The 11793-nt window shown below is 47.7% G+C and carries 10 protein-coding genes; 4 read left to right on the forward strand and 6 right to left on the reverse strand.

Annotation, left to right across the window (positions count from 1 at the left end):
* Nucleotides 1–7 precede the first annotated feature (7 nt).
* From ACI955_RS03985 to metH, 5 genes are all read right to left on the reverse strand, one after another.
* Complete coding sequence (locus ACI955_RS03985) at nt 8–1174, reverse strand: cation:proton antiporter (RefSeq protein ID WP_415242439.1); 1167 nt, start codon at nt 1172–1174, stop codon at nt 8–10.
* Between the two features lie 127 nt (nt 1175–1301).
* On the reverse strand, nt 1302–1781 hold the full coding sequence (locus tag ACI955_RS03990; RefSeq protein WP_415242440.1) for a DUF934 domain-containing protein: 480 nt from the start codon (nt 1779–1781) through the stop codon (nt 1302–1304).
* The gene (locus ACI955_RS03995) at nt 1774–3417 is read right to left on the reverse strand and encodes a nitrite/sulfite reductase (protein WP_415242441.1); all 1644 of its coding nucleotides are present in this window, start codon (nt 3415–3417) and stop codon (nt 1774–1776) included. The genes ACI955_RS03990 and ACI955_RS03995 overlap by 8 nt, the downstream gene beginning before the upstream one ends.
* A 560-nt stretch (nt 3418–3977) precedes the next feature.
* Nucleotides 3978–4187 carry a DUF2970 domain-containing protein gene (locus ACI955_RS04000; RefSeq protein ID WP_415242442.1) on the reverse strand — a complete coding sequence of 70 codons (210 nt, stop codon included), beginning with the start codon at nt 4185–4187 and terminating at the stop codon, nt 3978–3980.
* 54 nt (nt 4188–4241) lie between these two features.
* Nucleotides 4242–7940: a methionine synthase gene (gene metH / locus ACI955_RS04005; protein WP_415242443.1), complete on the reverse strand. Its 3699-nt coding sequence runs from the start codon at nt 7938–7940 to the stop codon at nt 4242–4244.
* 149 nt (nt 7941–8089) lie between these two features.
* Between metH and nfuA the strand changes: the two genes are divergently transcribed.
* The 4 genes from nfuA (at nt 8090) to ACI955_RS04025 (ending at nt 10428) form a co-directional block, all read left to right on the forward strand.
* Nucleotides 8090–8692: a Fe-S biogenesis protein NfuA gene (gene nfuA, locus ACI955_RS04010; protein WP_415242444.1), complete on the forward strand. Its 603-nt coding sequence runs from the start codon at nt 8090–8092 to the stop codon at nt 8690–8692.
* 78 nt (nt 8693–8770) lie between these two features.
* Nucleotides 8771–9190, forward strand: coding sequence for an acyl-CoA thioesterase (locus ACI955_RS04015; RefSeq protein ID WP_415242445.1), 420 nt, complete (start codon nt 8771–8773; stop codon nt 9188–9190).
* A gap of 11 nt (nt 9191–9201) precedes the next feature.
* A complete protein-coding gene (locus tag ACI955_RS04020; RefSeq protein WP_415242446.1) occupies nt 9202–9681 on the forward strand; it encodes a YchJ family protein in 480 nt (159 codons plus the stop codon).
* Between the two features lie 9 nt (nt 9682–9690).
* Nucleotides 9691–10428: an endonuclease/exonuclease/phosphatase family protein gene (locus tag ACI955_RS04025; protein WP_415242447.1), complete on the forward strand. Its 738-nt coding sequence runs from the start codon at nt 9691–9693 to the stop codon at nt 10426–10428.
* Between the two features lie 194 nt (nt 10429–10622).
* Here the strand turns inward: ACI955_RS04025 and ACI955_RS04030 are convergent, their stop codons facing one another.
* A complete protein-coding gene (locus ACI955_RS04030) occupies nt 10623–11696 on the reverse strand; it encodes a 3-deoxy-7-phosphoheptulonate synthase (protein WP_415242448.1) in 1074 nt (357 codons plus the stop codon).
* Nucleotides 11697–11793 lie beyond the last annotated feature (97 nt).

An 11793-nucleotide genomic window follows, 5' to 3' on the forward strand; every position in this document is an offset into this window, starting at 1 on the left:
GGCGGGCTTAGTCTCGCCGCAATTTATCTGATATCCCAATAGGAGTCGGGTAATTTAATACCACAATATACGATGAAACTATAAAACTAATAATCGCAGTGGCTTGAATAAGGTGTGAAGCCTCTCTGCCGATTAATACCATTTCTACCGCCACATAAGCAATAAGCAGTGAAAACTCGCTGATCTGCCCCAGCCTAAAACCCAAATCCCATGAGAGCTTTTTGGTCTCGCTCATTCCGTGTATTAAGTAACGGAAAATAATCGGCTTCAAGGTCAGCATAAGTGTGGCAAGGAGTATTGCCGGTATCAGAATGTCACCGAGTAGGCCGAGGTCAAATCTCGCGCCAAGTGAAAAGAAGAATAGTATTAGAAAGAAGTCTCTAAGTGGCTTTAGATTGATGGCGATGTATTGTGAAATGGGACTTGTTGCCAGAGTAATTCCCGCTAGAAAAGCTCCAACCTCAGCAGACAAGCCCAAACTGTGTGCGGCCTCGCTCATACCCAGGCACCAGCCAATGGCGAGCAGGAAAATATATTCGTGGAAGCGATCGAAGCGTCTTAGCATTGGCAGAAGTACATAACGTACAGTGGCGAACGCAAATAAAACCAATATCGGTAAGGCGATTAGAGTCCTCAATAAGCTTGTGAAAGAAAATTCGCCTTGGCTCATACTGAATAGAATGAGCAGCACAAAAATGGCTATTAGATCCTGTAATAACAATAGGCCCACCATGAGTTCGCCGGTGCGACGGTGGTGAAGTGCCGTTGTTGGTAACAATTTTATGCCGATAATAGTGCTCGAGAACATCATGGCGGCGCCAATCACCAAGCTTTCAGTTCGAGTAAAACCGAAACTATATGCAAGGCCGAATCCGATCGCGGCGAACGCAAGAGAGCTTGCTAGGGCCACAATAGTGGCTTTTTTTAAGGTGCTTAAAAGGGATTTCGGCTGCATATCCAAGCCGAGCAGAAACAGCAGGAAGATAATACCGAACTCGGCGATTTCAGCGAGTAACTTAAGATCGGTTACCCAGCCAGTGCCGTAAGGCCCGATTATCGCGCCCAAGGCGATATATGCGATTAATAGCGGCTGTCTGGTATAAAGGGCAATTGACGCCAGAACCGCGGCACCGCTGAATATCATGAAAAAAGACGAAGTCAGACTGGCTTCCACGCGTTATACCTCAAACTGTGGCGTATAAATCATCATCACACAGGGGTATGTAGCGAAACAATACGGAAAATAGAAAATGCCGTCCTATAGACGGCATTTTCGGTTATATCAGGTGCTTAAACACACTTTAGCGGCGACGAAACAGGGGTAATCGCTGATCAGTACTTGGTTGATATGACTCAGAAAAATCTTGGAAGCTCGCCAGCGATTCTTCAAGATCACTGGTTTCAAGTGCAAAGCTAGTGAAACCGCAGCGACTAAGGAAATAGAGCTGGTCGCGAATAAAATCGCCAATCGCGCGCAGTTCACCTTGGTAGCCCAATTGTTCGCGCAATTCGCGGCCATATGAAAATCCGCGGCCATCAGCGAATTTTGGGAAATCGACGGCAATAAGATCAAAATCCTGTATTTCAGTAGCAAGGGCTTTTGGCGATTCATCGTTGGCAAGAAAGACCGCGACAGGGCCTAAGGCTTTGAGCGAGTCTTTATTATTTTGCCACAAGATTAAGGGCACAATGTAGCCACCCGTTTTGGGTAGATCTTCAGTATTGCGCCATACTTGCCACTCGTTTGCGCAGATTTGCTGGTCTTTAATAATCTTATGCATAGGCACGCTCCTTAAAAGGACTAATGCCAACGCGACGGAATGTGTCTAAAAAGCGTTCTTCCGGCTGGCGTAGATTTACATAGGTTTCTAATACTTTCTCAATAACATCCGGCACTTTATCTTGTGCGAAGGAGGGGCCGAGAATCGATCCAATCGTGGCATTCAGGCCTTGACTACCGCCCAGTGAGATCTGGTAAAACTCCTGGCCTTTTTTATCGACACCTAATATACCGATATTACCAATATGATGATGACCGCAAGCGTTCATGCAGCCGGAAATATTAAGTTCAATCTCACCTAGATCGTATACATAATCTATATCATCAAAGCGGCGTTGAATTGCTTCGGCAATAGGAATTGATTTCGCATTAGCCAGTGAGCAGAAGTCGCCGCCGGGGCAGCAAATAATATCGTTTAGCGTGCCAACGGTCGGGGAGGCGACTTCGAGCGCGACGAGTTCTTTCCACAAGGCAAAAAGATCGCCCTGTTGTACATCCGGAAGTACTAAGTTCTGATGATGGGTACTGCGAATTTCACCAAAACCGTAGCGCTCTGATAAGTCAGCTACCGTTTCAAATTGTTCGGCGGTAATATCTCCAGGAGCAACCCCCACGGTTTTTAGGGCAACCGTGACGATGCGGTAGCCTGACACTTTATGTTCGTGGGTATTATGCTGTAACCAGCGAGCGAAGTCGGCGCTTTCCATCGCTAATGCCTGCATGTCTTGCTGCGGCAATGCCTGGTAGCTTGGCGGTACAAAGAATGATTTGGCCCGGGCGATCTCTTCTTTAGTAAGACTAAGGTCCCCGTTTTTTATATGTGCCCATTCTTTTTCAACCTCGGCTTTAAATGCCTCAGCGCCCATAGCGCGGACTAATATTTTAATTCGAGCCTTAAACTTGTTATCGCGGCGCCCCAGCTGGTTGTACACCCGCAATATTGCTTCTAAGTATGTTAGCAAGTGTTCTGCTTCGAGTTCTTCATAAATAAGACTGCCGATCACTGGCGTTCGGCCCAGGCCGCCGCCAACAAACACTTTAAAGGTGGTATTGCCCTTGTCATTGTGAGCGATTTGCAAGCCGATATCGTGCATCATTATTGCAGCTCGATCGGACTCTGAGCCGCAGACCGCAATTTTAAATTTACGCGGCAAAAACGCGAACTCAGGATGGAAGGTCGACCATTGGCGAATAATTTCGCAGTAGGGTCGGGCGTCTTCAATCTCGTCGGCGGCAACGCCGGAAAACTGATCTGCAGTGGTGTTGCGAATGCAGTTACCGCTGGTTTGAACGGCATGCATTTCAACTTCAAGTAATTCAGCCAGGATATCGGGTACTTCTTCTAGTTTTGGCCAGTTCAGCTGTATATTTTGTCGAGTACTGATGTGCGCGTAACCTTTGTCATACTTGCGGCTAATATCCGCGAGCTTGCGCAACTGCGGCGCATTCAAGGTACCGTAGGGGACGGCAATTCGCATCATGGGTGCTAGGCGCTGCACATACAGGCCGTTTTGTAAGCGCAGTGGCAAGAATTGCTCTTCCGTAATTTTGCCGTCGAGGAAGCGCTGGGTTTGATCGCGAAACTGCGCGACTCGCTGACTGACAATCTGACGGTCAAAGTGGTCGTAAGTGTACATAGAAACCTTTTTCTTAATAGTTTTGGCGGGCAAAATCGCGATTCTGCCGCGCGCAGGTAAAAACCGGTATAGAGTCTACGCTTAATACCATCCGAGTTCACGTTTTATGATGGTAATGACTATGCATTTAAAGCGCTAACTGATTTTGTGAGTAATGCTTATACGCCATTTCGATAAAGGTAGCGCCGCGTCCAGCATTTGTACAGATAGTTGTTTTGGATTGTTATTGAACCGTATTTTACGCGTTCATAAGCCCTTAAGCAGATTATCGCCATGAATTAATGCTAACCCAGTATTCATTTCTTGCTACAATGAGCGCGAATTATATGCCGACCCTCGGCGTCTTTAACTCATATTAAGAGGCTCCTATGTCTGATCAATCCAAAGAAGAGCGTGATGATAATTTTGCCGATGTCTGCGCTACGGTTGCTATTTTTGCCTTAGTTGTCGGTACTGTGTTTTATTGGTTGAGCGGTATGCCGAGCTAGCACGCCGCGAATGTAAATAAAAAAAGCCGCTTTCGCGGCTTTTTTTATGGCTTCAGGAATAGTTAAATCAAATTATTTCAAAACAATTTGCACCACTGTGAATACGCTTGCGATAAAGAGACCAACAAAGATAATCGCAGTAATGACATAGTTTCGAAATTTTCCGTGAGTGAAGTCGCGCTCACGGTTCTTGCTGCTCTGCACCCCAAACGCCGCCGACATGACGCTACCAATCACAGCTATGAGGTTGGGCTTTTTTGCTTTATCTTCAGGTTGTTCCATTGCGTGGCCCTTTTCAATAACCAAGTCGGTTGGCGCTTAAGATGAACGCGGCGACTAGGGGTCGTAATCCAGGCTGGGCGATAACCAGCGCTCCATGACCTTCATTTCCATGCCCTTGCGTTGAGCTATCGATGTAACTTGATCCTTGCCAATACGGCCGACTGCAAAATAACGCGATTCGGGATGTGAATAATAAAAACCACTCACGGCTGCGGCAGGGTGCATCGCAAGGTGCTCGGTTAATATAATCCCCGTCTCGTTAGTGGCATCTAACAATTTAAACAGCGTTGATTTTTCAGTGTGGTCTGGACAGGCGGGGTAGCCTGGCGCCGGACGAATACCCCGATAACTTTCTTTAATAAGTTCGGTATTACTCAGCTCTTCATCTGGCGCATAGTGCCAGAATTCTTTGCGTACCCGACGATGTAAGGTCTCCGCAAAGGACTCTGCTAAACGATCTGCCAAGGCTTTCACCATAATGGAGTTGTAATCGTCGTTGGCTTTCTCATACTCTGCGGCAAGTTTGTCAGCGCCTAAACCTGTAGTAACAGCAAATCCACCAACATAGTCGTTAACACCACTGTCTTGAGGTGCAATATAATCAGCCAAGCTAATCTGGGGCTTATCGTCTGGCTTCTGAGCTTGCTGGCGAAGGTGATGAAGCATGCCAAGTTGCGCCCCAGTGTCTGGGTCTAATACGGCGATATCATCACTACCTGAGCGATGAGCCGGCCAGAAACCAATAACGCCATTGGCCTGCAGTAGCTTGTCGCCTATTAAGTGATCAAGCATCTTTTGGGCATCATCAAATAGACTGCGAGCCGCTTCACCGACAACTTCATCTTGTAAAATTTTGGGATATTTGCCCGCCAGTCCCCAGGTGATAAAGAAGGGGGTCCAGTCTATGGTGTCTCGCAATTCTTCCAGCGGGTAACTGGTGAAAGTGCGCGTACCAAGGAAAGTGGGTGTTGGAGGAGTGTACTTATCCCAGTCCCATTGGTAGCCAATATCGCAAGCAGCCTCGTAAGTATGCAGCCGTTTTTTACCTTTGTTACCTTCCCGACGCGCACGCACGCGCTCGTACTCGTCTTTTCTTTCAGCTACGAAACCAGCCTTAAGATCTTGGCTTATAAGCTGAGTTGCAACCGCAACACTGCGCGAGGCGTCCGGCACATAAACTACGGCGTCATTTTTGTACTTGGGCTCAATCTTAACCGCGGTATGGGCTTTGGATGTGGTTGCCCCGCCAATCATCAGCGGTATAGTAAAACCGAGCCGCTCCATTTCACTGGCGACGTTCACCATTTCGTCTAGCGACGGAGTAATTAGCCCGCTCAAACCAATAATATCAACATTTTCGCGTTTTGCGGCTTCCAGTATTTTGTCGCAAGACACCATTACGCCAAGGTCGATAACTTCAAAGTTATTGCATTGCAGCACTACGCCGACGATATTCTTACCGATATCGTGAACATCGCCTTTTACTGTTGCCATTAGCACTTTGCCGTTGGCTTTTGCGCCAGCGCCTTTGCCTGCTTCAATAAAGGGGTTGAGATAGGCGACAGCCTGTTTCATGACGCGGGCAGATTTTACCACCTGAGGCAAAAACATCTTGCCGTCGCCGAATAGGTCGCCAACTACATTCATGCCATCCATTAAGGCGCCTTCGATAACATCTATAGGCTTAACGGCTGCGGCGCGAGCGATCTCTGCATCTTCTTCTATATAAGTCGTAATACCTTTTACCAGGGCGTGCTCAATGCGCTTATTAACTGGCAGCTCTCGCCAGCTAAGGTCCTCTTTATTCTCTGCGACACTGCCGTCGCCCTTATATTTGGCGGCAATATTTAACAGCCGCTCAGTGCTATCGCTGCGACGGTTGAGGACGACGTCTTCAACATGGTCCTTTAACTCGCTAGGTAGGTCGTCATAGATTGCGAGCTGGGTTGCGTTAACAATACCCATATCCATGCCGGCTTTGATGGCATGGTATAAAAAGACCGAATGGATCGCTTCACGTACCGGATTGTTGCCGCGGAAGGAGAAAGAGACGTTCGATACGCCGCCAGACACCATGGCGTAGGGTAGCTCTTTTTTGATGTAGGCAGTGGCTTCAATAAAGTCGACGGCGTAATTGTTGTGCTCATCGATACCGGTCGCAACAGCAAAAATATTAGGGTCAAAGATAATGTCTTGGGGCGGAAAACCAATTTCATTAACCAAAATATCATAGCTGCGCTTACAGATATCCTTTTTACGCTTAAAGGTGTCAGCTTGACCATCTTCGTCAAAAGCCATAACCACCATGGCCGCGCCGTATTTAAGGCAGGAGAGGGCGCGCTCGCGAAACTCCTGCTCGCCTTCTTTTAACGATATTGAGTTAACAATGGGCTTGCCTTGGATGCACTTTAGACCGGCCTCAATCACATCCCACTTGGAGGAGTCGACCATAATGGGCACGCGGCAAATATCAGGCTCTGTTGCCACCAAATTAAGGAAGGTGACGATGGCATGCTTTGCATCGAGCATGCCTTCATCCATATTAATATCGATAACCTGAGCGCCGTTTTCGACCTGCTGGCGAGCAACCGCTAAGGCGGCGTCGTAATCATTTTCTAGTATTAGGCGTTTAAAAGCTGCAGATCCGGTGACGTTGCAGCGTTCACCCACATTCACAAATAAAGATTCTCGGCCGATGTGGAAGGGCTCAAGCCCTGCCAATCTGCAAACTGGTTCGCGGTTGGGCAATGGTCTTGGCGCAATATCTTCCATTGCATCGCCAATCGCTTGGATGTGGGCCGGCGTGGTGCCACAGCAGCCGCCCACCAAGTTTAGGAAACCGCGCTGGGCAAACTCCGTTAGTTCCTTGCGCATATCTTCTGGTGTTTCGTCATACTCGCCAAATTCATTGGGTAAGCCGGCGTTAAAATGACCACTGAAATAGCAATTCGATGCTTCACAAAGTTCTTCAACAAATGAACGTATCTCGCTGAATCTACGACCGCAATTGGTACCGATGATCAGAGGTTTAGCGTGCGCAATAGAGTTCCAGAACGCCGTGGGCGTTTGCCCGGACAAGGTCCGGCCACTGGTATCGGGAAAAGTCACCGAAATCATAATAGGGAGCTTTTTACCGCTGTCCTCAAAATATTGTAGTACTGCGTAGACCGCTGCTTTCGCGTTCAAGCTGTCGAAAACGGTCTCAATCATCAGGATGTCAGCACCGCCGTCGATCAGCCCGCGCGTCGCAGCATAGTAGTTTTCAACAAGTTGATCGAAATTAATATTTCTGGCGCCAGGGTCATTTACATCGGGTGAAATAGATGCGGTGCGCGGGGTCGGACCAATAACGCCTGCCACGAAACGCGGTTTGGCAGGGTTTTTGGCGGTTGCAGCGTCAGCGACTTCGCGGGCTAACTCGGCGCCAACGCGGTTTAGTTCCTCGGCGATCTCGCCCAGCTCGTAATCTCCTTGGGCGACAGCGGTGGAATTAAAGGTGTTGGTTTCGATAACATCAGCGCCAGAATCGAGATAGGCTTGGTGGATTTCACGAATAACGTCTGGCCGAGTCAGTGTTAGTAGATCGTTATTTCCTTTTAAGTCCTTGTGAAAGTCTGCGAAACGTGGCCCACGGTAATCCATTTCCTCAAGGTTATAACTTTGAATCAAGCTGCCCATTGCGCCGTCTATAATTAATATTCGGTTTTGGAGGGCTTGAGTAAGTTGGGTGATACGGGACGCGGGCTGGGTCATGGATATCCTAACGATTAAATAATTAAAGTACTAAAACGTGTCTCGGACTGTGGCCGGAAAGGGCTTCGTGGTAAACTCTACTATTCTAACAGATACACAGCCCAGCATTGAAATTGTTTGGCAAAACAGCGAGATATATAGAGGTTATTATGTCAACAGAGCAAACAGCCGTTAATGTGACGATCACAGAGACTGCCCAAGACTACCTTGCCGATCTCTTGACAAAGCAGGACGACGTGATGGGCATACGAGTGTTCATCACGCAGCCAGGTACTCCAAAAGCCGAGACTTGTATTGCCTATTGCCGCGAAGGTGATATGACCGACAGTGATGAGGTGCGCGACTACCCCAAATTCAAAGCCTTCTTTGAGGGGCGCAGTATCCCCTTCTTAGACGATGCATTTATCGATTATTCAAAGGATCGCATGGGCGGTCAGCTAACGATTAAAGCGCCGAATGCGCGCTTACCTAGAGTTGATGCAAATAGTCCATTGGAAGATCAAGTTAACTATGTGCTATACAACGAGGTAAATCCGTCGCTGGCAGCGCACGGGGGTGAAGTATCACTGCAGGAGCTCACCGACGACAACTTTGCCATCTTAAAATTCGGCGGCGGCTGTCAAGGTTGCGGCATGGTAGATGTGACGCTGAAAGAGGGTGTTGAGAAGACCTTGATTGAGAAAGTGCCGGGTTTAGCGGGCGTTAAAGATACGACCGACCACAGCAACACTGAAAATGCGTATTTTAAATAGCCTAAAGCCTTAGCGCTCGACACGTCAATGCAGCCAAGCCAAGTGTTTTTTGGCTTGGTTTTTTTAGAGAAGCACAGCATGCAATTACCCCATTCGCGCATCGATATTCAGGTGCGTTTTTCTGACCTTGATATGCTAGGTCACGTATCTAATAGCTATTACGCACAGTATTTCGATTTGGCGCGAGTGACGTTTTTTAGAAATATCGAAAAATTATACGTGCGCCGCCATGTACAGTACGTTGTCGCTAGCGTAAAAATGGATATGCTCCGGGAGATTCGCTTCGACCACAGCGTAGTAGTGGATACTTGGTGCTCAAAAAAAGGTAATAAAAGCATGACCATTGAGCATGTTATTTATGCCAATGGTCAAAAAGCGACCACCTGCCAAACTGTACTGGTAGGTTTTGACCGTGAAACTCGCAGTTCAACCGGTTTGCCAAATGATTGGCAAACAACGGACCTCAGTGGTGTCGTGCCACCGTCAATAGCGACTTAGCCTTACACCGCATGACAATAGATACACTAAGCTGCTATTGCGGTAGTGCTAAACTTTACGCAAATTGTTGTGCCCATTATTTGCGCGGCGAGCAAAAGCCACCGACGGCTGAGGCGCTTATGCGCTCTCGATTTACTGCGTTTTGTTTAAAAGATGCAGATTATTTATTGGCAAGCCTTCATAAAGAGCCTCGCGCTAAGGATAGCCGCAAAGCATTGTTACGCAGTTTTGGTGGCACCCAATGGTGCTCATTAAAAGTTATTCGATGTCAGCAAGGTATCTGCGGCCAGCAGCGCGGTGAGGTTGAATTTGCCGCTTTTTATCTAGACGGTGATACTAGCGGCCAGCTCCATGAGCGCTCGCGCTTCGTTTTTGAGGAGGGGTGCTGGTTTTATGTTGATGGTGATATTTTGCCGCCTATTTCACTGGCTAGAAACGAAGCATGCTGGTGTGGTAGCGGGCGCAAGTTAAAGAAGTGTCATCCGGAATAGGGGCGTCGAATGTCGGTCTTAAGAGTGCTTTCCTATAATGTACACAAGGGGTTTTGCTCAGCTAATCGGCAGTTTCTGCTTGGAAAAATTCGTGAGAGTATTCGTGTCGTTGATGCCGATGTGGTTTTTTTGCAGGAAGTCGTTGGCGAAAATACTCAGCATGCCTCACAGATTGATGGCTGGATTGACGAGGGCCAATTTGAATTTCTTGCCGATACGGTCTGGCCACATTTTTCCTACGGTAAAAATGCGGTGTACAACCATGGCCATCACGGCAATGCCATTCTTAGCAAATACCCCATCATCAATAGTGAGAATATTGATATCTCACTCTACCGGCGTTCTCAGCGCGGACTGCTACTTAGCCTGATACAGCCAGGTATATATGTTATTTGTGTTCATATGGGTTTGTTGGGCTGGGAGCGGCGCCAACAATTTAAACGCTTAATGGCGGTGATTGAGGAGAAAGTTCCGGCTGACGCACCACTCATCATTGCGGGTGACTTTAACGATTGGAGCGGGTCACTGCATTCACACTTTAAAAATAGCCTCAAATTGCGCGAAGCCTCAGTGCAAGCGAACGGTAAACTGGCAAAGACATTTCCTGCAAAGCGACCGGTGTTGCGCTTAGACAGAATCTATTTTCGAGGGTTTAATGCGCTAGCGGCAAAACGCTTGAGTGGCGAACCGTGGCGATCATTGTCTGACCATTGCGCTTTATATGCAGAGCTAGAAATTGAAGTTTAGCGGCGTTAAACCAAACTTTGGCCAAAGGTGGGTAGAAAAAAGCCCCTGAAGTTAGGGGCAAAAAAAACCATGCATTATGGTTGTGAAACTAGTAATTGACGCAGCCGGTCTTATAACGGATAGGGTATATGGGATAGTAATGGTCAGTCCAAAAAAAAGCGCCGGAAGGCGCTTTAGGTATTATGTTAAAATACTTACCGCTTTCGACTTGGCAAAACGTCTTTTAAGCGTTCGCGCATCGTGCGCAGCGCGGTCTCTGTTTCTTCCCAGCCAATGCAGCCATCAGTAACTGATACGCCGTAGGCGAGCTTAGACAGATCTTCAGGGATACTTTGGTTGCCAGCATTAATATTGCTCTCAATCATCAAACCGATAATGGAGTTGCTGCCTTCAATAACCTGATTGGTCACATTCTCGATGACCAGTGGCTGCAGCGAAGGTTGCTTGCTGGAGTTGGCGTGACTGGTATCAACCATAATATTTAGTGGTATGCCGGATTTATCCAATTCAGCTTCACATAATTTAATATGAACAGAATCATAGTTGGGGCCTTGGCTGCCGCCGCGTAACACAATATGGGTATAGGCATTACCGCGGGTGTGAATGACGGATACTTGCCCTTCGCCGTTAATGCCCAGAAAGCGATGGGGTTTAACCGCCGAGCCAATCGCGTTAAGTGCCACAGTTAAGCCGCCGTCAGTACCATTTTTAAAGCCGACGGCTGACGATAAACCGCTAGCCATTTCACGATGGGTTTGTGACTCAGTGGTGCGTGCGCCAATGGCCGACCATGAGATGCAGTCTTGCAGGTACTGTGGCGAAATCGGGTCTAGGGCCTCGGTAGAGGTCGGTAGACCAAGCTCGCTGATATCAAGCAGGAGTTTACGCCCAATGTGTAAACCTTCTTCAATTTTGAAGGTGTCATTGAGATAGGGGTCGTTGATTAAGCCTTTCCAGCCAACGGTGGTGCGCGGCTTTTCAAAATACACACGCATAATAATCACGAGGGTATCGCTAACTTCGTCCGCTAACACTTTTAAGCGCCGAGCATAGTCCATTGCAGCTTTAACATCATGGATAGAGCAGGGACCCACTACCACGAACATGCGATGATCTTTGCCGTCCAGTATATTTCTTACTGTTTCACGACCAAGTGAAATCACTTCTTTGGCAGCGTCGCTCATAGGCAGTGCCGCTTTTAATGCCGCAGGAGTAATAAGAATTTCCTGGGCATCAACATTTACATTTTCAATGACAGTGTTAGACATAATACTTCCGATTTCGGAGACCTATAAACTCAACTTAGCTGGCTATTCTAACGTAAAAGTATGCCAATTAAATATCCAGCACCGTCCTAGGCAGGTA

Origin of the sequence: Zhongshania sp., from assembly GCF_047636175.1 — a bacterium.
Taxonomy (GTDB): Bacteria; Pseudomonadota; Gammaproteobacteria; order Pseudomonadales; family Spongiibacteraceae; genus Spongiibacter.